Source organism: Desulfatiglans anilini DSM 4660 (assembly GCF_000422285.1).
In the GTDB taxonomy this organism is placed as follows: Bacteria; Desulfobacterota; DSM-4660; order Desulfatiglandales; family Desulfatiglandaceae; genus Desulfatiglans; species Desulfatiglans anilini.
In genome coordinates, this window is the sequence record NZ_AULM01000011.1 from 1 (window position 1) to 22,353 (window position 22,353).

Annotated in this window: 22 protein-coding genes and 2 tRNA genes; 17 read left to right on the forward strand and 7 right to left on the reverse strand. The window is 54.5% G+C overall.

The genetic code is table 11. The annotated features are described in order from the left end of the window. Nucleotides 1-472 precede the first annotated feature (472 nt). From H567_RS0109840 to recJ, 13 genes are all read left to right on the forward strand, one after another. Nucleotides 473-868, forward strand: coding sequence for a type IV pilin protein (locus H567_RS0109840; RefSeq protein ID WP_028321273.1), 396 nt, complete (start codon nt 473-475; stop codon nt 866-868). 386 nt (nt 869-1,254) lie between these two features. Beyond that, nucleotides 1,255-2,982: a tetratricopeptide repeat protein gene (locus tag H567_RS24160; protein ID WP_035253988.1), complete on the forward strand. Its 1,728-nt coding sequence runs from the start codon at nt 1,255-1,257 to the stop codon at nt 2,980-2,982. Between the two features lie 64 nt (nt 2,983-3,046). Next, nucleotides 3,047-3,772: a hypothetical protein gene (locus H567_RS0109850; RefSeq protein ID WP_153306133.1), complete on the forward strand. Its 726-nt coding sequence runs from the start codon at nt 3,047-3,049 to the stop codon at nt 3,770-3,772. Nucleotides 3,773-3,824: 52 nt separating this feature from the next. Further along, entirely contained in the window at nt 3,825-4,703 is an 879-nt protein-coding gene (locus H567_RS27135; RefSeq protein ID WP_161626594.1) for an ABC transporter ATP-binding protein, read from the forward strand. Beyond that, a complete protein-coding gene (locus H567_RS24170; protein WP_153306134.1) occupies nt 4,700-5,482 on the forward strand; it encodes an ABC transporter permease in 783 nt (260 codons plus the stop codon). Before H567_RS27135 ends, H567_RS24170 begins: the two co-directional genes overlap by 4 nt. 257 nt (nt 5,483-5,739) lie before the next feature. Next, nucleotides 5,740-6,591, forward strand: coding sequence for a glycosyltransferase family 2 protein (locus H567_RS0109865; protein ID WP_244155454.1), 852 nt, complete (start codon nt 5,740-5,742; stop codon nt 6,589-6,591). 314 nt (nt 6,592-6,905) lie between these two features. Then, nucleotides 6,906-8,729, forward strand: a complete 1,824-nt coding sequence (locus H567_RS0109870; RefSeq protein ID WP_153306135.1) for a GAF domain-containing sensor histidine kinase — start codon at nt 6,906-6,908, stop codon at nt 8,727-8,729. Between the two features lie 26 nt (nt 8,730-8,755). Then, nucleotides 8,756-9,118, forward strand: coding sequence for a hypothetical protein (locus H567_RS24180; RefSeq protein WP_051184690.1), 363 nt, complete (start codon nt 8,756-8,758; stop codon nt 9,116-9,118). Between the two features lie 120 nt (nt 9,119-9,238). Continuing rightward, on the forward strand, nt 9,239-9,403 hold the full coding sequence (locus H567_RS27850) for an FmdB family zinc ribbon protein (protein WP_084517114.1): 165 nt from the start codon (nt 9,239-9,241) through the stop codon (nt 9,401-9,403). A gap of 466 nt (nt 9,404-9,869) precedes the next feature. Beyond that, on the forward strand, nt 9,870-10,154 hold the full coding sequence (locus tag H567_RS27855; protein ID WP_084517116.1) for a zinc-ribbon domain-containing protein: 285 nt from the start codon (nt 9,870-9,872) through the stop codon (nt 10,152-10,154). A gap of 14 nt (nt 10,155-10,168) precedes the next feature. After that, entirely contained in the window at nt 10,169-10,540 is a 372-nt protein-coding gene (gene queD / locus H567_RS0109890) for a 6-carboxytetrahydropterin synthase QueD (RefSeq protein ID WP_028321280.1), read from the forward strand. Nucleotides 10,541-10,550: 10 nt separating this feature from the next. Continuing rightward, a complete protein-coding gene (kdsB, locus tag H567_RS0109895) occupies nt 10,551-11,300 on the forward strand; it encodes a 3-deoxy-manno-octulosonate cytidylyltransferase (protein WP_028321281.1) in 750 nt (249 codons plus the stop codon). 11 nt (nt 11,301-11,311) lie between these two features. Continuing rightward, nucleotides 11,312-13,093, forward strand: coding sequence for a single-stranded-DNA-specific exonuclease RecJ (gene recJ / locus H567_RS24190; RefSeq protein WP_051184691.1), 1,782 nt, complete (start codon nt 11,312-11,314; stop codon nt 13,091-13,093). Here the strand turns inward: recJ and H567_RS0109905 are convergent. From H567_RS0109905 to H567_RS0109935, 7 genes are all read right to left on the reverse strand, one after another. After that, entirely contained in the window at nt 13,037-13,519 is a 483-nt protein-coding gene (locus H567_RS0109905; RefSeq protein WP_028321282.1) for an amino acid-binding protein, read from the reverse strand. The two genes, recJ and H567_RS0109905, sit on opposite strands and share 57 nt — an antisense overlap. 81 nt (nt 13,520-13,600) lie before the next feature. After that, the gene (gene hflC / locus H567_RS0109910) at nt 13,601-14,560 is read right to left on the reverse strand and encodes a protease modulator HflC (RefSeq protein ID WP_028321283.1); all 960 of its coding nucleotides are present in this window, start codon (nt 14,558-14,560) and stop codon (nt 13,601-13,603) included. Next, nucleotides 14,560-15,621 carry an FtsH protease activity modulator HflK gene (gene hflK / locus H567_RS0109915; RefSeq protein WP_028321284.1) on the reverse strand — a complete coding sequence of 354 codons (1,062 nt, stop codon included), beginning with the start codon at nt 15,619-15,621 and terminating at the stop codon, nt 14,560-14,562. The genes hflC and hflK overlap by 1 nt, the downstream gene beginning before the upstream one ends. A gap of 235 nt (nt 15,622-15,856) precedes the next feature. Next, nucleotides 15,857-17,248, reverse strand: a complete 1,392-nt coding sequence (locus tag H567_RS0109920; RefSeq protein ID WP_035253998.1) for an FAD-binding oxidoreductase — start codon at nt 17,246-17,248, stop codon at nt 15,857-15,859. Nucleotides 17,249-17,341: 93 nt separating this feature from the next. Then, nucleotides 17,342-18,355, reverse strand: a complete 1,014-nt coding sequence (locus H567_RS27140) for an ABC transporter ATP-binding protein (RefSeq protein WP_051184692.1) — start codon at nt 18,353-18,355, stop codon at nt 17,342-17,344. 4 nt (nt 18,356-18,359) lie between these two features. Then, nucleotides 18,360-19,055, reverse strand: a complete 696-nt coding sequence (locus H567_RS0109930; protein WP_028321286.1) for an ABC transporter permease — start codon at nt 19,053-19,055, stop codon at nt 18,360-18,362. Nucleotides 19,056-19,099: 44 nt separating this feature from the next. Beyond that, nucleotides 19,100-19,957: an ABC transporter substrate-binding protein gene (locus H567_RS0109935; protein ID WP_244155456.1), complete on the reverse strand. Its 858-nt coding sequence runs from the start codon at nt 19,955-19,957 to the stop codon at nt 19,100-19,102. 19 nt (nt 19,958-19,976) lie between these two features. Here H567_RS0109935 and H567_RS29835 point away from each other — a divergent pair, with 19 nt between their 5' ends. From H567_RS29835 to H567_RS0109950, 4 genes are all read left to right on the forward strand, one after another. Then, nucleotides 19,977-20,099, forward strand: a complete 123-nt coding sequence (locus H567_RS29835; protein WP_279614984.1) for a hypothetical protein — start codon at nt 19,977-19,979, stop codon at nt 20,097-20,099. 719 nt (nt 20,100-20,818) lie between these two features. Then, entirely contained in the window at nt 20,819-21,853 is a 1,035-nt protein-coding gene (locus H567_RS24200; RefSeq protein WP_161626595.1) for a peptidylprolyl isomerase, read from the forward strand. A gap of 140 nt (nt 21,854-21,993) precedes the next feature. Then, a tRNA-Ser gene (locus H567_RS0109945) sits at nt 21,994-22,081 on the forward strand. Nucleotides 22,082-22,136: 55 nt separating this feature from the next. Next, a tRNA-Ser gene (locus tag H567_RS0109950) sits at nt 22,137-22,230 on the forward strand. Nucleotides 22,231-22,353: the final 123 nt, after the last annotated feature.

Sequence of the window (22,353 nt, forward strand, 5' to 3'; positions counted from 1 at the left end):
AAAAATCGCGACCGTAAAATGAGTAGTGACCATAAAATCGACTAACATACTGAAATATCAGCTTTCGGTAAAAAAAATGGCAAACTTGGGTTAAGAGCCACCCTACCTTTGGAGACATAAAATCGGTCGAAGATCACAAGAGACTGTGCGCATCCTTCGAAAACCGGCCGGGGATTATTGGACCAGTTGCGCAATAAGTCTCCGATTTATATGCGGATATCTGTTTTGCAGCGATCCTGTCAAGCAGTAGGCACACTCTTTGCTCATCTCTAGATTATCAGTGGAAGAGGCATTGAGCCCGGGAGGATCCCATAGTGCAACTCCTTCTGCTTCAGCATTATTTAACCAGAGCAGATTATGTATTGGGACGCTCTGCCAACGAGCGGATGGGAAGTGCGTGTCGTTCATAATGTGCGAATATAAGATCTATGGTTACCTATAATTATATTTAAAAAGTACAAGGAGGTCTGACATGCTGTGCAGAGTGGCAGAAAAGGTGCGAGGCTTTACATTGCTGGAGTTGATGATTGTAGTGGCTATCATAGCAGTCATGGCAACGATCGCCATCCCAAATTATGTAAACTACCAGTGCAAGGCAAAGCAAGCTGAGGCGAAAACTCTTCTGGGTAATATTGCCGTCGCTGAAGAGGCCTATTACACAGAAAATAATATTTACTCATATGATTTTGCCGAGATCGGATTTGCGAGCAAAGGCGATGCTAGATATGTCTATGCTATCTCGGAAGCGAATAACGTATCATTTATTGCGACAGCTTTTGCCGAAAGCCTCAAAGGGGACAAGGACGATAAGTGGACTATCAACCATGAGCGCGTTTTGGAAAATCAAATAAACGCATGTGCGCCATAAGAGTGAAATTAACCCATAACCTAGTGGCTACCGATCACAGGGTCTGAATCAAACGGTGGGCTGAACGATCCAGGCGAGGTCCGGCTCCTGACCCTGGAGGTATGCGCGCAGGGCATCGACAGGCACGGGGAAATTAATTTCTATGAAGCCGGCAAGTCTGCCTGAGTGAGAGAATACGCACCAAGCCACGGTTGCCTTTTTCACGGGGTATACCCTGGCTGGAGTTTTTGGTGATAAATTTAACTTTGTAATTTTTAATAGATTTTTGATGCTTGAAAAGTAAAGAATATTTGGATGGTATACTTGCAGATAGATAATGATCGTTAAATTAAAGCTCAATAAATCTGGCAAAGAAGTTGTGCAGATTAAGCCGCAACCATTTCTGTGTGAAGTTCAGCGATAAAATATTCCACGCCGTATATATTCTTTTTTCTGCAATTTTTTTATTTGGAATATATTGTAATACGCTCTCAAGTCCATTTCTTTTTGATGATTTAATTAATATTGTCAATAACCAAAATTTGAAGATAGACAGATTTGGATTAAAAGAAATAGGTAATATATTCGCAGAAGAAAATCCATGTCAAAACAGACCTCTGGCGTATGTATCGTTTGCTTGGAACTTCTCGCTTGGAAAACTGGATCCATGGGGTTATCACATCTTCAATATCGTGGTCCATGTTTTAAATTGTCTTTTGCTATATCTTTTCCTTCTGCAAACCATCCATTCAAGCTGGATGCAGGATGCCTATAGGCAACAAGGTCGCTGGCTGGCCTGTTTCGCCGCGCTAGCATGGGCGGCTCATCCGATTCAGACCAACGCTGTCACTTATATTGTTCAGCGAATGACCAGCTTGGCCGCTTTTTTTGGGCTTTTGAGCCTCGTTCTATGGATGAAGGGACGTTCATGGTGGATCGAAGAACACCGGAAAGGGGCTGGCATTTTTTTCGGGTTGGCTATGACAAGCTGGGGAGCAGGCCTTTTATGCAAAGAAAATATCGCGATTTTACCCATCCTGATTGTCGTGCACGAGAACCTTCTGGTCAGAGATTCTGGCTGTGCTGTCCGATGGCGATGGGTGTGGACTGCCGTTCTATCAGCAGGCGCCATGTGCTTCCTGTATCTAGGAAAAGAGCCAGTTGGCTTTTTGGCTGCGGCTTACGGTCAGCGTGATTTTACCATCACTGAAAGGCTCATGACGGAATCCCGGGTTTTGTGGCATTATTTGTCCCTTTTCTTCCGGCCTGAAGCATCGCGATTTTGTCTGCTGTACGAATATGAAATTTCGCAGGGAATATTCAAACCAATCACGACAATGGCAAGCCTTTTAGGATGGCTTATTGTCTGTTGGCTCGCTCTTTTTTACAGAAGAAGAAAAATTATAGTGATTTGGTGCGTGTTATGGTTTTTTGTGGCACATTCTGTTGAATCATCGTTTATTCCGCTAGAGGTTATCTATGAACACCGCATGTATGTTCCGAGCATCGCCATAACATTCGCCTCAGTCATCCTTGCATATGACCTTTGCATGCGGCTTCATATTCGAAGCCATATTTATGGGTTGATAGGCGGGTTTATTTTATGTTTATTGGCCAGCTCGACCTATATTCGCAATATGGATTACACCCATGCAGTCCATTTTTATACATCAGAACTATCAAAATCTCCCGGTTCAAAACGCGTCAGACTAAATCTTGCGATCTCATTGATACGATGCGGTGCTGTGAATGCCGGCGGATCCATGCTTCAGCGGCTTGAAAAAGATTATCCTGAAGATGTCCATGTCCTTCAGAGCCTGCACAATTATGTGGTCTATGAATTGGGAAATGAAGATAGAGCGGAAGAAATTTTTCGGCAGATTGAGCGGGTCCTGCGCCCTAAGGGATGTGTCTTGAAGAAAGACACTTTTGCACTGTGGAACCTGGCGGTCTACTACCAGGAGAGGGGGCAATACGGGCGGACCCTTTTCCTTCTCGACCGGATGCCCTCCGAGCTTGATTGTGAAGGTGTGAGATTGCTTCGTGAACGATGCCTTTTCGTTGGCAATCGAGTGAATGAAGCTGCGGGTGGCATTCGGACGGATCCTCCGGAAAAGGCTTTGAAGATCCCATGATCTTCACCCTATGTATCGGCCGGCCTGCAGGGTGCTATCCGTGCTCCTGATCTTGAGGGAGGGTTTGAAACGTACAAAAAACCATGTCGTAATCCTCTATGTCTCTTCTATCTTTCTGATGGTTTTTGCCTGGGGGATTCAATGGAAGCTTATCAGGCTAAGCCTTGCAGAAACCGGGGTCACCGTATCCGATTGCCCTTGGTGTGAGGGAGAGGGGGATTTCGAGGACGTGGTTTTCCTGCCCTGCAATGCATCAACATTGCGCCTGCTTGCACCAGCCGATGTCGACCTTTTGGCAGACTTGCTATGGCTGCGCTGTGTCTACTATTTCGGCAGGCACGCTTTGACGGATAAAGAGTACCCATACCTATATCCTATATTGGATTTGATTACAGATCTGGCGCCGGCCTGGCGATGGCCGTTTTTGTTCGGAGCAACCGTCTTTGCAACAGAGATCCACGCCTATGAATCTGGAATTTCTCTGATCGAAAAAGGGCTGCAGTTCCATCGCGCCGACTGGCAGCTCTGGTTTTACAAAGGGTATTACCTGTGGAAGTGGGCAGAAGATGCGCCGGGAGCAGCCGATGCCTTGAGCGAGGCTGCTGATCTGCCAGGGGCGCCCTCCTTCTTGAAAGGATTAGCGGCCACCCTGGCGAATAGGGCAGGACAGCGGGGGTTGGCTGTCTCGCTCATCGAAAATGCCTTGAAGAAAACGATCGACCCTTTCCAGCAAGAGAGGCTGGTGCGAAAACGGGAGGAGATTCTTTCCAATGAGGGAGCCCGCCGTTGAATGGCTGCATGCAACCTATTGCATCCGGCTGGGTTTTTGGCGCCGGAAAAAAGTGATTGTCCACGACCTGTTCCTGCGTGTGGCGCAGGGTATGACCCTGGGGCTGATCGGGCCGAACGGTGCAGGGAAGACCACCGCGATCATGCTTGGAACTGGATTGCTGAAGCCTGACTTGGGGAGGGTTCAGGTGGCAGGAAGAGACGCTGTCGAGGCGGCCTCCAAGCGGGGGATTGGGTGCTTGACGGAGAGGCCCTATTTCTACCCGCGTCTAACCCTTCTGGAATGGATGCAGATGCTCGTTGGGCTCAGTGGAATCGGCCACAGCGAAGGGCGACATGCCGTGGAAAAGCAGCTCGATCTTCTCGGTCTACGGGATCAGGGACCGCTGCAGATGGGAACTCTTTCCAAGGGACAACTGCAGCGGGCCGGGCTGGCACAAGCGCTGGTGCACAAGCCCTCGCTCCTTTTCCTGGACGAACCGATGAGTGGTTTGGATCCCTGTTGGCGCAACCGCTTACTGGAGATCATGCTGGAGCTTAAACGTGCCGGGCGTACGATCGTCTTCAGCTCTCATATTCTGTCTGATGTGGAAACGATATGCGATGAAGTCGTCTTGATGGATCAAGGAAAATTGAGGTGGAACGGTGATATGTCCGCGATCGAAAAGGGCGTTAGGGTGTTCGATATCCGGATGAAAGCGGCAGGGCAGGCGTTTTTGTCCGAACTACCGGAGAAAGGCGTGCTTGTGATCCATAAACGCCGCGACAATTACCACCTGCGCGTGCAAGGGCCTTGGTTGGACAAGATCCTCGCGCTGGCCGCAAGCCGCAATATCCGCCTCGAATCTTTGAATCCTGTCTATGCGGATTTTAATGAGTTGCTGACCCGGTTCGGCCAGGAGAACGCTGGGAATTCAGGATGGCGGGTTTGAGAGCTGGCTGGGGTCTTCAAATTTGGGCCCTGGCCAGGCATGTCTGGATCGAGGCGCTGCGCGAACGGTTCACTCAAGCTTTGTGCCTGATCGGAGTGATGCTCCTGGCCTCTTCGATGGTTTTAAGTCGTATGGCGATGGGAAATCGTGAGAGAGTGATACAGGATATGGGATTCTGGGTCATCTGGGTCTCGGGCTTTCTCGGTGTCTTGTATCTGGGATCGAGCCTCGTTCGCCATGAGATACAGCAGCGGACGATTTTTCTGATATTGTCGAGACCTCTCGGCCGCAGCTCGTTCCTGCTGGGAAAATATTGCGGCATGATCCTGGTTTTGGCCACGATCTTTCTCATTCTGTCCACGAGCTTTGGAAGTGTGATGCTGCTTTCGGGAATACGGGTGAACGCTCAGCACGTCGTGGCGGGGCTTTTCATCTTTTCCGAGTGGATCATTCTGGCAGCGTTCAGCGTCTTTTTCGCAGGTTTTACGAGTCCACCGCTGCACAATTTTTTTCTAGCCGGCGTCGCTTTTCTGGGCCATTGGTGCAACGATCTGCGCCTATTCGCTCAAAACACCGAGTCGCACATGATGGAGATCGTCCTGAGGGTGTTGCTTTTCATCCTGCCAAATCTTGAGTGCATCAACTTCAGAGGAGCGGCCTTATATGAAGAACCCATTCCGGGCGCCATGATCGCCGGGGCCCTGTTGTTCACCGCCGCCTGGATCGGGACGCTGATTTGCGCAGCCGCAGCGATCTTCTCATCCAGAAAGATTTTCTGAGCGATGAACAGGGGCCTTTGCAGCCGTTCTGACAACGAGAGGGCCGGACGTTGCCGCGGCCGGGCTTATGTTAAAAACATCGTCAGACACGGGCTCTCTATGAAGAAGGTAAGGGACTCCTCCGATAAAAACGGATGCGCGGAACCGGTCACGCTGCCTGATGGAGAACCGTTGCAGGAGGCGGCGAAGTGAAACCGCCAGCCTGCCAATCAGAAAGAAGAGCGCCTGGGATGGGCTGCCAAGTGGTCCCATGCAGTGTGTCGGTCATCATTTCTGCTCTGAACGAATCAGCGGTCATCGGTAGTCTTGTCGCGCGCATCAGAGAGCTTTATCCGGATTTCGAGATCATTGTGGTCAATGATGGATCTGAAGATGAAACGGCCCGGGTTGCGCTTGAGGCGGGGGCCTTCGTATACAGCCATCCCTATACGATAGGCAATGGCGCAGCCGTGAAAAGCGGTATCCGGATCGCGTCGGGGGAAATCCTGGTGCTCATGGATGGTGATGGACAGCACCGGCCTGAAGACATCCCCCGATTGCTTCAATATTTGCCTGAATTCGACATGGTTGTCGGCGCGCGCTGCAGGTGCCAGCAGACGAATTGGTGGAGGGCCGCAGGCAATCGAGTATTCAACTGTCTGGCATCTTATGTCACCCGGTTCGAGGTTCAGGATCTCACCTCAGGCTTCAGGGCGGTCAAATCGGAAACAGCCAAAGATTTCCTGAATCTGTTGCCGAACACCTACTCTTATCCGACGACGATTACCCTCGCGGCCTTGCACAGTGGCCGATCGCTGAAATATGAGCCGATAAATGTATTGAAAAGGCGGACGGGTAAAAGCGGCATTCGCTGTGTGGAAGACGGGATTCGGTTCCTGCTGATCTTGATGAAGGTCTGCACTCTCTTCGCTCCGTTGCGTGTATTCCTGCCGACTTCCATCGCGATGTTTCTGACCGGCCTAGGCTGTAATCTATGGACGTTTTTAACAGCCGGCCGATTCAACAACATGGGTGCTCTCTTTCTGACAACATCGGTTCTCATATTTATGCTTGGTCTAATCTCTGAGCAGATCAGCCAAATGCGGTTCGATAGGTCCGCCCGTCCGTAGGTCGCCTGACCGGGTATGAAGGGTCAGGGATAGATGTAATCAGATGTAGGACGGTTCCAGGCAAAAACGTTTTTGAGGGATCGAGGATTTGAACGGTGCATTTGCCGAATTATTTTGATAGTGCATAAGAAAGGCTGAAACCGGCTTTTACCTGGTTATGAAAGAAAAGCTGAAACTGTAGATTATTGATGATATTTATATTTGGATAAGATTAGGATAAAATAAGCGACGGTTGGTTGCTTGACTTTAAAGCTGCCAACTGGTATCTACAAAAGAAGATCTTTTCTGGCATAACCTCTTTGGGTGAATATTTTATGCTGACAAATCCTGACGATTTGATCAAGGCACTGCGGCAGGAACCCTGGGCCGCGGAGGTCTCTGCCGACGAGTCGTTTTGGCGGTTGTTGATAGAATGGGTCGAGGAACATGTCCTCTCCGAATTCCTGAGACGGGTGACAGGGCTGATCGATGAGCTTGTAGAGATCGACCCTGATCTAACCCAAAAAGAGATATTCCAGAAGGCCACCCAGTTCATGGTGGAATTCCTCGGGGCCCATTCCGCTTCTATCCGCATCTACGACCCTATTACGAAGCAGATGCTTTCATACGGGTCCTACCCGCTTGGGGAGGAGCACCACCGCTCAGAATTCATTCCCCTTGAAGGGAGCATTGCAGGAGAAGTCGTCCGGACCCGTCAGCCATGCCTCGTTCCTGATCTGGTGAACGATGACCGGTATCTCGACAAGCATACGATCGACCGGAAAGGCGTTCGTTCCATGATGGGGATTCCGCTCGAGATCACCCGGTTTTTCCCGCACGAACGCGATACCATCGGCGTCATTCAAATCTATTTCGTGGAGCGGAATCGGGTGTTTCATCCCCTGGAGATTCAGATGGCGACGCTGATGGCACGGCGTCTGAGTTTTGTCATGGCGAAGAAAAAAATCCTCTTTCTCCAGCGGACAAACGAGAAAAAGGCGTTTGTAACGGAGCACATCTTTCGTGCTCTGGGAGCGCGGGGAGGGATTAAGCTGAAAGAAATATTCAACCGGGTGGTCCCTGAACTTGCGGATATGGTCAACCTCCAGAGCTGTGCGCTTTTTTCTGTCACGGAGGATCTGACAAGGGTTGTGCTCGAGGCGGGTTATCCGGAGAGCGGCGGGTATCACAGTATCGGGAGGAGCTTTGCCGTGAGCAGTGAGCCGGCCTTCGAGATTTTGTTGAATCTGCGCGGCTACGATGGAGATTCGGTCTACGAGACCCTGAGCCCTTCTTACCTGCTGGTGGTCGACCCGGAGCACAGCACATTGATATCGGACAACCTCAAGCGGTTCGCCCAGATTTACAATATCAATTCCATCCTTTACATACCGCTCAGGGTGAACGGCAATGTCACCCATTTCATGACCTTCGATGCACTGGAGCAGCGTCAACGGTATCGTGAGGATGAAATCGATCTGCTCATCTTCATGGGGCGCGAACTGATGAAGGCCCAGAAAATGGAGCGGCTGGACGATGCCCTCCATGATTTCAAGAACCCGGCTATTGCAACGGCAGGTTTTGCGCGCCGCCTGAAAAAGATGGTCGAGGAGGACCCGGTCGGCTGCCGCGATCAGATCCTCAAGTACGCCGACATCCTGCTTGAAGAGACCAGCCGTCTGCAGGAATTGGCGCTCAGCATCTACCATGTCGGGCAGGAACAGGTAGTCAACCTGACCGAAGTCCTAAGAAGGCGCTTCGAGATTAATCGGGAGGCGATCCGGGAGCAGCTGAGGCAGAATATCACCTTGAAAGAAGGCCCCTTCGATCCTAACTTGTATGTGAAGTGTTTTTCGATAAATCTCGAAAGGGTGTTCGACAATATTCTCAACAATGCGACCAAGGCCATTCCTTTGAAAGGGGGAACCCTAGCGATTCGCACCCACTCGAAAGGAGATTGGGTCTGTGCAGAAGTCAGCAATACAGGCGAGATGTCCGATGAGGATCGTGTTTTGATGGTCGAGGGTGGCGCCCAGGGTCGCGGCCTTTATATTACAAACAGGATAGTGAAGCTTTTGGGTGGAAAGGTGGAAGTGGTCAGAGGCAACGGCATGACCACCTTTGTTGTTTGTCTGCCTGCTAATGATGGAACCAATTGAAAAAGGAGGAATCCGGGAGAGGAACGATGACGAATTGCAAACGTTGCGGCAGCTCGATCGAGCCGGGCGAAGAACGTATTATGAATCAAGAGGTGATGTGCGAGGACTGCTATATGGATGCCTTGTCTCCGGCTCGCACCTGTGATCCCTGGGCGGTCCACAGTGCAAAGTCCCTGGAGCGGAACATGGGACACGCCCCTGAACTGACGGAAAGGCAGTCTCGAATCCTTTCGATTCTGGAAGAGACTGGCGGAGTTGAGCCGCAGGCGCTATGCGAGGCGTTGGACCTCAAGCCTTCAGACCTCGAAAAGGAGATCGCCGCCCTGAGGCACATGGAGAAGGTGCGGGGCGAGCTACGCGAGGGGAGAAAATTCATCCGCTTGTGGTAGCATGGAAGAAAGTCCGCTTGTTGGTCGTGATCGTGCCGGTCCCGCCGAGAAAAAAGATCGCCTGGGAGAGTCGGCGTTCGGTTTGACAATCGGGGTGTCTTGAGGGATGGAGGGATTGAATTGCCGTCATATGATTATCTCTGCGAGAAGTGCGGGAGCACATTCACTTTGATGATGACGCTCGTTGAACACGAAAAGACCAAGGTGCGGTGCCCGAAGTGCAAGAGTGCACGCGTGAAGCAGCAGATAGGGTCTTTTCAGGCGATCACGTCCAAGAAGAGCTGACGGAAACCGAAGGCGGGGGCTGTGATCGAAAGGGGATGCGGACTGCCGGGTTCATCGTTGATATAGACAACACTATTTTGGTGTTGAATCAGCAGGAGCGAGATTGACAGCGGGGCCGTAATTGGCTAGGAATATAGGCGCGGGTTTTCTAGAATGATGGTGGCGCCAGGTCCTGTCTGGCGGTGTTTACCTGTAAATGATTTTCCGGTTCAATCCAGTTTCCAATCCGGAAAAGGAGTTTTTTCCACACTCCTCGGGTGCGAAGTCCTGCCCCTGCGAGGCGGGTTCTGGTTTGTCCATATGAAGGAAATCAAGCGTTGGCGCAGAGGCAGCCTATTTGGCACTGCACAAGCACATGTGCAGATTGACGCCGAGATCGGCAAAATGGACCATTTCCGGATGGAAACCAGACGGGACTTACCGGTGAGAGTTGAGTCCGGCCTATGGATGACGAGAGGAAGATAGTATGAAATGCCCTTTGTGCGAGAAAGATATTCCCGGTCGTCCCTGCCCGAAATGCGGGGAGGAAAATCCAGAAGAGGCTCAGTACTGTATGCAGTGCGGCACTGCAATGGATGGCCGGGAAGAACCTGCGGTCTTGGTGGACGAGCGGGATGATGAATTCGATTTTGAAAATCGAGTGTTGTGCCCGGATGGGACCTGTACAGGGATCATTTTGAACGGGAAGTGCACCGAGTGCGGGAAGGTCTGGGAACCTGGCGCTGACCAGAGCCCTGCAGACGAAAAATAGGGGGAGCCTGCTCAATGTATGAATTAAAGATCGTTACACATTTTGCGGCAGCCCATCAGTTGCGGGAATACGAGGGTGGCTGCGAGAGGCTCCACGGGCACAACTGGACGGTCGAGGTCTTTATCGCAGGGGATACCCTTGGTGACAACGGGTTGCTGGTCGACTTCAGGGTTGTTAAGGAGTCCACCCAGCAGGTGCTGGATGCGTTGGACCATCGCTTTTTGAATGACCTTGAACCCTTCCGGGCCGTGAATCCCTCTTCGGAAAACATTGCCCGTTACATCTTCGAGCGTCTTGCTGCGGAGCTTGACGACGGGCGGGTCCACGTCAGCAGGGTGACTGCCTGGGAGTCCGAAAACGCCTGCGCCACCTATTCCAAATCTTGATTTCCCATATATGGATATTTACGCTTTTATTCCCGCAAGGTATCAATCCACCCGTCTGCCCGGCAAGCCTCTGGTTTTGATCGCCGGCAAGCCGATGATTCAGCACGTGTATGAGAGGGCCCTGGGCTGCACGGAACTGGTGAATGTGTATGTTGCCACAGACGACTCGCGGATCGCGGATTGTGTGAGGTCCTTTGGGGGCCGGGTGATGATGACACGGGCGAATCATCTCTCCGGCACTGACCGGATTTGCGAGGCGGCAACCTCGCTCGGGGTGAAAGACGAGGACGTCATCGTCAATATCCAGGGTGATCAGCCGCTTTTCGACCCGTCTGTGGTGACGGATCTGGTCGGACCCTTCAAAGATGATCCAGCCCTTTCCATGTCCACTCTCAAATTCCGGATCAACGCGGATGAGGCCGGCAACCCGAACCATGTCAAGGTTGTGACGGACGCGGCGGGTTTCGCCCTATATTTTTCCAGGGCCGCTATCCCCTTTTACCGTGAGAAGGACACCCCGGCGGTGTATTACAAACACCTCGGCTTTTATGCGTATCGTATGGAGTTTTTGCGGCGATTCAGCCGGATGCCGGAGGGATGCCTCGAAACCGCGGAGAAGCTCGAGCAGCTTCGTGTTCTCGAAAACGGTGTCCGGATGCGGGTTGTCGAGACCTCTTTCGATTCCATCGAAGTAGATGTAGCTGTGGATGCGCGCAGGGTGGAGGAACGCCTGCTCGCGATCACCCGGAAAGGCGCCTGAGGTCTCGGGAGGTGTCGCGATACAACATCTGGAAACTGAAACCCGTTTTCCCCGAAGCCCGCGAGTTGAGCCGAACTGCAGGTCTCACCCTTTTGCAGGCCCATTTCCTGGTGCATCGCGGAATGAGAGATCCACAGACCGTAAAGGACTTTTTTGACCCCCGTTTGGCCTCCCTCCAAGATCCTCTGACGCTTCCCGATATGGGGGAAGCGGTCCGGATCGTCCAACACGCCATCGAACAGGATTGGAAGATCACCGTTTACGGCGATTACGACGCGGACGGTATTACGGCTACGGCTGTCCTGATCCATTTTTTCGACGCGATCGGCCTGAAGGCTTCCGCCTATATCCCCAACCGCCTGCGCGAAGGGTACGGGCTGAACCGGGAGGCCGTGCGCCGGATCGCCGCCGACGGCACGAAGCTTCTGATCACCGTGGATTGCGGCAGCTCGGATTACAGGGCCATCGCTGCAGCGCAGCGTGCGGGCTTGACGGTGGTCGTTACGGATCATCACCAGGTCCCTGAGAATTATCGGCCGCCCTGCGCGGTTGTCAACGCCCACAGAAGCGGCGGTCCCTCCGCTCTGAGGCCGCTGGCCGGCGTGGGGGTCGCCTTTTTTCTCGCCGTGGCCATTCGCACCGCCCTGCGGGAAAAGGGATGGTTCAAGACCCGCAAGGAGCCGGATCTCCGCGAATATCTTGACCTGGTGGCGCTGGGGACTGTGGCGGATCGTGTGCCGCTGCTCGGTCAGAACCGCATCCTGGTCAACAGCGGCCTCAGGATGATGGCCGAAAGCAGGTGGGAGGGGATTGGCGCGATGAAGGCCGCCGCCCAGATAGACAGACTGTCTGTGACGGCCGACGACCTTGCATTCAGGCTCGCCCCGCGGCTTAACGCCCCTGGCCGCCTCGGGGGGGCGGCATTGGCCCTTGAGATTTTGACGGTGCGTGATATAGCGAAAGCCGAGCGCGCGGCCCGTGAGTTGACGGCCTTGAATCAGGAAAGGCAAAGACTCGAAAGGGAGATCCTGAAGCAGATCGATGCCCAGGTCGCCTCCATGGGCGACGTAGACCGCCTTAGGACCCTCATGTTGTGCGGCGAGAACTGGCACACGGGCGTTCTGGGGATTGTAGCCTCGAAACTGGTGGACCGTTACCACAAACCGGCCGTCGTGCTGAGCCTTCAGGACGGGCTGGGAATCGGATCCGGACGCAGCATCGATGGATTCAACCTGTTCGGGGCACTCACTGAAATGGCCCACCTCTTCGAGCGCTATGGGGGCCATGCCCACGCGGCCGGGTTTGCCCTCAAACGGGTCAATCTCGATACGTTCCGAAAGGATCTCGAACAGTTGGCCTGGGATCAGTTGGATGACGAAAGTTTGGTGCCGGGACTGGATATCGATGCAGTGGTCTCATTGGCAGATATCGATTTCCGCACACTGACCGAAATCGACGCGCTGGCACCCTTCGGGGAAGGGAATCCGGAGCCTTGTCTGTTGGTGCGGGATGTGACGGTTTTCGAATCGAGGTTAGTAGGGGACAATCATCTGAAGATGAGCGTTGCTCAAGATGGATGTGTTTTCGATGCGATCGGCTTCGGCTTGGGCGACCTTGCACCGGCAAAGGGTGAGCGGGTCAATCTGGCATTTGTTCCAGAAAAAAACACCTGGCAGGGGGTGGAAAGGATCCAGCTGAAGCTGCTCGATCTAGCCGGCTGGGATGAGCCCGTGCCGTCAATCCTTGAAGATGCGCGCAGCCAGCTCGATGTCCTCGGGGCAGAATACGAATAACGACTTCTTCCCGCGAGGGAGCGCGGACCCATACACATAGTTGATATTGACCCCCTCTTCCCCGAATTTTCGGGCCATCGCCGCCAGGTTTCCCGGCCGGTTCTCGATTTCGAGGGCGATCACCGGCGCGATGTCGAAGACATACTCACCTTTTGTCAGAAGATCCATCGCCCTATCGGTTTTATCGACCAGCAGGCGGATGAGGGCGTAATCGGCCGAGTCTTTCTGCATCGAACCATAGCTGGCGGCCGGGGCGATGCGCTTGAGGGATTTCCCCCTGGCCTTGAAGATGCCCTGTACGTAGTCGGAGGCATCCTGAATAGTCAATGCGTCGATATTGATGCCAGCCTCCGCCAGTCGGCCGGCGAGTGTGCCCAGTTCACCCGGAGCGTTTTTCAGAAACAAGGAAATCTCGGTCCTGACCATACTCGCTACCCTCCCTCTTCCAGTGGGCAATGGTGAAAAACGATCCGACAGCCTGTGCACAGTGGATTTTTCATCACGCCGCTAATCCATCGTCGGCATCACGGCTTTTTCTTCGTAGCTCTTGAAAAACCTGAGCAGGTCGGAATCGGTCGAAAGGATCAAAGCGCTTTGCTTGTCCATTGCATTGCGGTAGAGGTCCAGAGATTTGAGAAAAGTGTAAAACTCCGGATCCTTATTGTAGGCCTTCGCATAAATGAGCGCAGCCTCTGCATCGGCCTTTCCCTTGATCTCTTGAGCCGCTCTGTACGCCTCTGAAGAGATGCGCTTCAGTTCTTTGTCGCGGTTACCCTCGATCTTGCGGGCCTCGCCCTGGCCCTCGGAGCGGAATTTTTCGGCGATCTGTTTCCGTTCGGCGATCATCCTTGCATACACCGATTTCTGGACTTCTTCGACGTAGTTGATCCGTTTGAGTTTGACATCGACCAGTTGGATGCCGAAATCATCCAGCTTCGGCTGGGATTGCTCCAGGATGCCCTTGGTGATTTTCTGTCTGCCGAGTGTCACCTCTCCAAGATAGCGGGTGTCCAACAGATCGGAGATGCCGACCTCGAAGGTGTCGAGCTTCCGGTTGGTCTTCCGCACCGTTTCGATCAACGGATAAGAGGTGATAAAATTGCGGACGGCGGAGTCGATGATATCGTCCAGACGGGCCATCGCCCCGGTGACGTTGTTGACGGTTTCGAAGAAAATTAGCGGATTGACGATTTTCCAACGGGCGAAGGTGTCGACCCAGATGAAGGTCTTGTCCAGGGTCGGGATCTGTCCCGGGTCTCCATCCCATTCGAGAAGGTTCTTGGGGAAGTAATTGGTTTGCTGAATCATCGGCAGTTTGAAGTAAAGCCCAGGCTCGGCCTTCGGGCTGCCGATGGCTCTCCCGAACTGTGTGACGATAACCTGTTCGGTTTCGTCCACCACATAGACTGAAGAATAGACTGCAATGGCAATGATGATCAAGGGGATCAGGATGAATTTCAGTTTCATTACTTGGTCCCTCCTTGCGGCCTGCCGAGGTTGAGGAGCGGGAGGAAATTTTTCTGCTCGGCGTCGACAATATATTTCTCACCCATCTTGGGCATGATATCCTGCATGGCCTCGAGGTAGAGCCGCCTCCGGGTGACATCCTCGGCCTTGGTGTACTCGTTGTACAATTCTTCGAATCGGGTGGCATCACCCTGCGCCCGGTTGACGCGATCGAGGGCGTAGCCCTCCGCGCCGCGGATGGTCTTTTCGGCGTCCCCCTTGGCTGCAGGGATGACCTTGTTGTACTGCTCGCGCGCTTCGTAGATCATACGCTCCTTTTCCTGAACAGCCTGGTTGACCTCGTTGAAAGACGGCTGCACGGGTTCGGGGACGTTGGTCTTTTTCATCTCGATGGTGACAACCTTGATGCCTGTTTCCGCCTCGTCGAGCTCTTTCTGAAGGAGTTCCTGTGCCTGATTGGCGATCTCTTCACGTTTGCTGATGACCTCGTTGATGCTCCTGTCGCCTACGACCAGGCGCATGGTCGATTCAGACAAGTCACGCAGGGTGCCCCGGACGTTTCTGACCTTGAAGAGATAGTTGTAAGGATCGTTGATGCGGAACTGCACGATCCAGGGGACCACGGCGACATTCAGGTCGCCCGTCAGCATGAGGGATTCGTCCTCGTAAGGGGCGCTCGATGCGAATCGTGAGCGGGCAGCAGCCTCCACGGTCCGAAAACCGAATTCTTCCTTGAAAACATACCGCACCTTGACCTTGCTGACCTTCTCGATTCCGTTCGGCAGCTTGAAGTTGAGTCCGGGCTGTGTCATCCGGACATACTTGCCGAACCGCTGTACCATGCCCACTTCATCGACGGCAACCGTATAAACGGAGGTCGATCCCAGGTAGAGAAGGATGATGAGAAGGATGATCAGGGTCGTCCCGCCCGGGAGTTTGCCCTTGAATCCCTTGAACCCTTTGAATTTCTGGAAGATTTCGTTGACGTTGGGAGGCGGTCCGGCATCTCCGCCCGATGCCTTTTTCCTCTGTTCCTGCAGCTTGTCCCAATCCCAGGCCATTTAGTAACTCCTGAATGGTTGATATGATGATGCATTTCCGGGTGAAAACGGGTGATGTCGGGGCGGGTTTCCGGGACGATGAGGCTCTGTTTCCGGAAAGGTTGCGATGCCCGAAATCGTGTCTGGACGTGCACGATTTGTCTTTAAAAATGAATAATCTAAAACCATGTAGCTCAAAAGATAGCGATAAAAGGTGGTCACGTCAAGAAAGAAAGGTCGGCGCGGGGAGGCGGCTTCAGGGCACGGGGAAGATCTTGCCCGGGTTGAGGATCCCGTTCGGGTCGAACAGGTCTTTGACCCGCTTCATCCAGGCGAGGCTGGTGCCGTGCTCCATTTCCATGAACTGCCGCTTTCCGATGCCGACGCCATGTTCACCGGTGGCGGTGCCACCGACCGAAATGGCCTTCAGGACAAGCCTCCGGTTCACCGCCTCGATGGCTTCCCAGTCGGCCGCATCACCGAGTCTGCCCATCATCGCCATGTGGATGTTGCCATCCCCCGCATGGCCGAAGATGTAAAAGGGCAGGGTGAGGGTTTGGGATGCCGCCGCGGCGAAGTCCAGTACTTCAGGAAAGGTGGAGATCGGCACGGCCACGTCGGTTGTCAGAAAACCTCGGCCGGGATGGTTGCGGATAATCATTTCTCCCAGCTCGTGCCTGGCCTTGAAGAGGGTGTCCCACTCCTCTTTCCCGAGCCCGGATCGAAACTCCTGACAATGGGTTTCATCTGCGATGGAGTGCACTATCTCGAGGATTTCGGCGAGCTGATTTTTCGAGGGGCCGCTGAACTCCATGAAAAGGGTGGGTCGTTCCTTCAGAGCGAGGGATTTTTCACGGTTGATCAGCCGGATGCATTCAGGGCTGAGCAATTCGAGCGCCGCCGGGTCGAGACCGCCGCGCATGATTTCGAAGACCGCCTTGCCGGCCGAGGCTGCCGAGTCGAAGGTGGCGATCACGGCCGAACGTTCCGCCGGGATTCCGACAAGGCGCACGGTTGCCTCCACGACCAAACCGAGGGTGCCTTCGGACCCGATGAACAGGTGCAGCAGGTCATAGCCCGAGGAACTCTTGGAGGCGCGGTTGCCGACCTCGATGATCTCCCCGCCGGCCAGTGCGATCTTCAGTCGCAGTACGTAGTCCTTGGTAGAGCCGTACCGCACGGTGCGTGTTCCACTGGCATTGTTGGCGATCATGCCCCCGAGGGTCGCCCGGGCGCCGGGGTCCGGTGGGAAAAAGATTCCGCAGTGCCGCAGTTTTTGATTGAGGTCCTGGTAAATGACCCCGGGTTCGACATCCGCCTGAAAGTCCTGCGCCCGGATGTTCAGGATCCGGTTCATCCGGCTGAAGTCGATGACGATGCCCTTCGAGACGGGAATAGGGTTTCCTTCGAGGCTCGACCCGGACCCCCAGCCTGTGACCGGTATCTGGTGCTCATGGGCGTAGCGAAGGATCTTCGAGACCTCCTCGGCCCGGTTCGGCCAAACCACGGCTTCGGGCCGGCAACGCAGGTGATGGGATTGGTCGCAGGCGTGGAGGTCCAGATTGGACTCCCCGGTGGAGAGCGACCCGGGCTCCAGAAGGGCGCCCAGCGCCTCGAGATGTCGGGCATCAAGCGGTGTGAAGATCATGGTTTGTGGACCTCGCTGTTTCTGAGGGTGTCTGTGCGGAAACGCCGCCTCCGGGTGGAAACCAGGTCGAGCAGAAGGGTCTGCGGCGGACCGCTAAAGCCATTCGATCCCGGACGGTGCGAGGACGACCGAAACGGCGCCCCCGATGTGAATGTTCGATTGTCGAAACGCACTCTCGTCCATCCATACCGTCAGCAGGAGACCGGCGTCCACCAGGGCGCTTACCCTGCCCTTCTCGAGGCGCAGCTCCACCACCTTGCCTTGTAATTCGGTGTGGGACGTTGCGTCAGGTGTGTGATCCGCGATCTTCAGGGCGCGGGGATCGATGGCGATATAGCGGGAGCCGGGAGAGGATTGTCCGGGCAGGTGCATAGCGATGCGCCTGCCCGATTCCCCGATAAGCGCGGCCTTGCCCTCGGGCGTTGTCTCCGCGCGAAAAACGTTTTCATAGGCGGCATGGATCACCCGGCCCTGGTGGAGAAAAACCGTTCGATCAGCGAGCCGCGCACTTTGATCGAGATTGTGGCTCGCAAAGACCACCGTAATCCCTCTGGTGTGATTGATGGTTTCAATCAGGCCCTCGATCTGTCCTTCGTGTTCCCGGTCGACGTTGGCGGTCGGCTCGTCCAGAAGGATCACCTCCGGATTGCACGCGAGCGCCCGGGCAATGGCGACGCGCTGGGTTTCCCCTCCTGAAAGACGGTGGGCTTTGGAGGACCGGAAGGGTTTCATGTCGACGATGTCGAGGAGTTCTTCAACCCGTTTATGGCGTATGGAAGCCGGGGTCTTCCTTACAGCCAGGGGGTATTCGATATTCTTGAAGACCGTTGTCGTAAAGAGGATGGGATGCTGTTGAACCAGCACCACCTTGCGGCGCAGACGCCTCAAGGCCCTGGAGGACCACCATGGAACGGGTGCGCTGTCGAACAGCATATCCCCGCTGGATGGGGTTTCCAGAAAGGCCAGGGTCTCGAGGAGGGTGGTCTTACCTGCGCCGTTTGGCCCCATAATGGCGGTGATGCGCCCTTTTTCGAGCATGAGATCGGAAATATCCAGGATCTTCCGCGGACCTGCTCTCCTGATCAAGCCGGAGATCTGGTATGGCATGTGCTCAGACCCTCGATCTGCCCTGGATGGCGTGAAAAAGGATATTGACGGAAAAGCTCACGGCCAGAAGCACCATCCCCAGGGCCACGCTCAGGGTGAATTCGCCCTTGTCGTATTCCAGGGCCATGGCCGTAGTGATGGTCCGGGTGTAGCCTTTCACGTTCCCACCGAGCATCATGCTGATGCCGACCTCGGCAATGACGCGGCCGAAGGCCAGAATGAAGGCCGCCATGATGCCGAAACGGCTTTCGCGTATGATGGTGCCGGCGAGGCGCACGGGGCCGGCACCCAAGGTCAGGGCGGTCTTGCGGTACCGGTCGTCGAGCCGCGCCACCGCCGACAGAACGAAGGTGGTGATCACGGGGAAAAGGAGGATGGTCTGGCCGATGACGATCGCGGCAGGCGTATAGAGCAGATCATACGCACCCAATACCCCTTTCCTCGAAATGAAGGCATAGGCGAAGAGCCCCACGACGACCGTCGGGAGGGCCAGAAGGGTATTGCAGATCGTGATGCAGAGCCGTTTCCCCGGAAAGTCGTTCAAGGCGATGAGGATTCCCGCCGGGACGCCCGCAATACCGGCCAATGCCGTGGAAAGACAGCTGACTTCCAGAGAGAGCACCACGATGGCAAGGAGTTCCGGGTCCAGATCCCAGATGAGCCGGCAGGCCGACGCGATGCTGTCGCTCAGAAACTCCATGGAAGGCGATGCTCCGAAGGGGGAAACGGCCGTTCAACAAGATCTTACGGCTTGGAGGCGACGGCATCCGGGAAAAAGGCCTGGCGGCCCTGGATCCGGTATTCTCCGATCAACTGCTGCCCGCGCGGGGAGACCAGCCATTTCGCCAGGCGTTCCGCGGATTCGAATCGAACATGGGGGTGTTTCACCGGGCTGACGGGGATGATCCCGTAAGGGTTGAAGAGCGCCGGGTCTCCTTCGCACAGGATTTCTAAATCCAGCCCCTGATCCCGGCCGTATTTGTATTGGAGAAAGGTCCCGCGATCCGTCAGGGTGTAAGCCTGCTTTTCTTCAGTGAAGGTCAGCGTCTTGCCCATCCCTTGACCGATGGAGATGTACCAGCCTGCGGGTGAGGCCGGTTCGGCCTGAGTGATCGTCCTGCTTTTTCCAGAAAGGTCGACATCCCGTTTAGCAGTGGTCAGGGGAATGCCTGCCGCCTTCCAAAGGAGCTGTTCTTTTGCATGGGTGCCGCTGTCATCTCCTCTTGAAATCCACTTTGAACGGCTCTCATAGATCTTTTTCATGGCGGCTGAGGCCTCGGTGATGCCCTTGATTCCGGCAGGATCGTTTGCCGGACCCAGGATGACGAAGTCGTTGTGCATCACCGCCAACCGGTAGGCCCCGAAGCCATCGGCTACAAACTGCTCCTCGCGCGGTTTGTCATGCACGAAGACGATGTCCACGTTTCCGTCCATCCCGTCCCGCAGCGCGGCGCCGGTTCCTTTGGCGAGAACTCTGACCTCGATGCCCGTTTCGCGTGTGAATTCCGGCAGCAGCAAATCCAGCAAGCCGCTGTTTTCCGTACTGGTGGTCGTGCTCATTTTCAGGGTGTCCTGCGCATAAACCCCTTGGATGAACGTCATGGTCAGGAGAACTGTTCCGATGAGAGAAAGCAAACATGCCCGTTTTGTCATTGGATGCCTCCGAAAACAAAAAAATGGTCATTGGGAATGGAAAATTGCAGTGCGCTTCGGCATCGATCCACAACGCCGTCCTTCCTCTTGAAGAGTTTCCGGTTCAAGGCAATCTATCAGAGACGCTCTTCTCTGTAAAGAAGGGGCGTCACCGGACCGATATTTCCTCCGATAACCTGGTTTCCACCCGGAAATGGTCTTTTTGGCCAATCTCGGCGTCAATCTGCATGTATGCTTGTGCGCGGCGACCACCAGGTCGCCGCCGCACGCTAGATTTCCTTGATATCGGCCGAACTGGTACCCGTCCCGGCGGGGGAACCGAGCACACGCAGCGTGTAAAAAAACCGGGAACCGCGGTGAAGCGGTGGGACTGAGCACCAGAGAGGTGTGATGAAACCGGGACCCGCCCCGCAGGGGTGGGACTGAGCACGCGCAGGGTGTAAAGAAAAATCCTCATTTCCGGCCTGGAAACTGAATTCTACCGGGAAATCTATTTTGGATGGACACCAGCCTATAAATGATCGGAGCCGTTTTCTTCCTCCTGCGAAACCGAATAGGGACCAAAACAATCAAGTGGGTTCCCATGTTTCTGGAATCGGAATTACATCTTGCTGGCGGTTGTGAAATCAGATATCTTAAAAGGGAATGCCCCGATGGTGGAAGGCCTTTCCGGAATCCTGCTCATGCCTCGGAGGCATCCATGATTCCAGGACCCCGAAGGGGTTTTATTTTTTTCGCCCCTGGAGGAAATAGGGCGCTCCAACGCAACGATGGGGAATGATTTACAAACTGACGAAGGAGAATAAGTGCATGCGAACGTGGCGAGTGAAACAATGGGTGTTGGGTCTGCTGGTGGGTTTTTTGCTGTCGGCCGGAGGCGTATGTTCATGGGCGGCCGAGGAGGCATCGAAAGGAAACGGAGATGCGGCCGACAAGGGCAAGGAGATCGTGGCCAAGGTCAACGGCGTGGCCATCACGGAGAAGGAACTTGAGCAGGAAATGACCATCGTAAGCGATCGTCTCACGCAGATGGGAAGACCCGTAGGCAAGGATCAGATGGATGCGCTCAGAAAGAACATGCTCGAGCAACTGATCGCGTGGGAACTCTTTTTTCAGGAGGCCCAGAGGCAGAAACTCGAGGTTTCCGATGAGGCCGCTGCTGAGAGTCTGAGCAGTTTCAAAAAGCAGTTCGCCGATGAAAAAGAGGCTGAGGCGCAGATGAGTAAAATGGGGTTTTCCGAGGAAGAGATGACCCGCATGACGAAACGGAAAATGACCATTCAGGCCTTGCTGGAGAAAGAAGTGGTGCAGAAAATAGAGGTTACGGATGCCGAGGCCAAGGCCTATTATGATGAGAATCCTCAGTATTTTGAAAAACCTGAAATGGTCCGGGCGAGTCATATCCTGATTAAAGTTCCTGCCGATGCCGATGAGGAAACCAAGGCCGCCGCCCGCAAGAAGCTCGAGGCAGTCCAGGAGAGGCTGAAAAAGGGCGAGGATTTCGGGGCGCTGGCCAAAGAGGTCTCCGAATGCCCCAGCGCGGCGAATGGCGGCGATCTTGGCCCCTTCCCTGCGGACAAGATGGTGAAGCCCTTTTCCGAAGCGGCGTTTGCCCTCGAGCCCGGCAACGTGAGCGGGATTGTCGAAACGCAGTTTGGCTATCATCTCATTCGCTCTGCCGAGAAGATTCCTGCCTCCAAGGTTTCTTTCGATGAGGTCAAGGATCGGATCAAGGAATTTTTGAAAGAGGAAAAGATTCAGAAGGCCCTGGTAGCCTATGCCGGGGAGTTGACCGCCAAGGCGGACATCGAACGGGCTGGCGAGAAGCCGGACCGGGCCGAATAGTCGTGTTGTGCAGCGGCCCGCAAGGTTGGAAAACTGAGCAGGCTGCGAGACCTGCCGTCACCGGCCAGTTAGGGAGCCTCGTTCCGGGAAAAATTTTTGACTATTGCCTGATCAGATGTTATAAAAAAAACTTGTTGGCCGGAGGGATGGCCGAGTGGTTTAAGGCGGCGGTCTTGAAAACCGCTGTCCCGAAAGGGGCCGTGGGTTCGAATCCTACTCCCTCCGCCACTCCTTCCTGGCAGCGTTCGGTGCGGCCTTGACTGTCGAGGCGGCACAGGCACACGGAGAGATGGCCGAGTCGGCTGAAGGCGCTCGCCTGCTAAGCGAGTGTGGGGTGTCAAGCCCCACCGAGGGTTCGAATCCCTCTCTCTCCGCCATATTTCAAGCACTTACGGGACCTTGACAGGTCCCGTTTTTTGTGGTGTGTAAATAAAAAGCCCTTCTTTCCGGATTGGAAACGGATTCGCCTGATTGTGCAGAATTGAGCGGGGACCCGATGG

Coding starts and splice junctions, on each gene's coding strand:
- H567_RS0109920 (WP_035253998.1), bottom strand. CDS start 17,248: ATGATCTTCACACCGCTTGATGCCCGACATCTCGAGGCGCTGGGCGCC.
- H567_RS0109840 (WP_028321273.1), top strand. CDS start 473: ATGCTGTGCAGAGTGGCAGAAAAGGTGCGAGGCTTTACATTGCTGGAG.
- hflK (WP_028321284.1), bottom strand. CDS start 15,621: ATGGCCTGGGATTGGGACAAGCTGCAGGAACAGAGGAAAAAGGCATCG.
- H567_RS0109935 (WP_244155456.1), bottom strand. CDS start 19,957: ATGACGTTCATCCAAGGGGTTTATGCGCAGGACACCCTGAAAATGAGC.
- H567_RS24200 (WP_161626595.1), top strand. CDS start 20,819: ATGCGAACGTGGCGAGTGAAACAATGGGTGTTGGGTCTGCTGGTGGGT.
- kdsB (WP_028321281.1), top strand. CDS start 10,551: ATGGATATTTACGCTTTTATTCCCGCAAGGTATCAATCCACCCGTCTG.
- H567_RS24180 (WP_051184690.1), top strand. CDS start 8,756: ATGACGAATTGCAAACGTTGCGGCAGCTCGATCGAGCCGGGCGAAGAA.
- H567_RS29835 (WP_279614984.1), top strand. CDS start 19,977: ATGAGAGAAAGCAAACATGCCCGTTTTGTCATTGGATGCCTCCGAAAA.
- H567_RS27140 (WP_051184692.1), bottom strand. CDS start 18,355: ATGCCATACCAGATCTCCGGCTTGATCAGGAGAGCAGGTCCGCGGAAG.
- H567_RS0109930 (WP_028321286.1), bottom strand. CDS start 19,055: ATGGAGTTTCTGAGCGACAGCATCGCGTCGGCCTGCCGGCTCATCTGG.
- H567_RS0109905 (WP_028321282.1), bottom strand. CDS start 13,519: ATGGTCAGGACCGAGATTTCCTTGTTTCTGAAAAACGCTCCGGGTGAA.
- H567_RS27855 (WP_084517116.1), top strand. CDS start 9,870: ATGAAATGCCCTTTGTGCGAGAAAGATATTCCCGGTCGTCCCTGCCCG.
- hflC (WP_028321283.1), bottom strand. CDS start 14,560: ATGAAACTGAAATTCATCCTGATCCCCTTGATCATCATTGCCATTGCA.
- H567_RS0109870 (WP_153306135.1), top strand. CDS start 6,906: ATGCTGACAAATCCTGACGATTTGATCAAGGCACTGCGGCAGGAACCC.
- queD (WP_028321280.1), top strand. CDS start 10,169: ATGTATGAATTAAAGATCGTTACACATTTTGCGGCAGCCCATCAGTTG.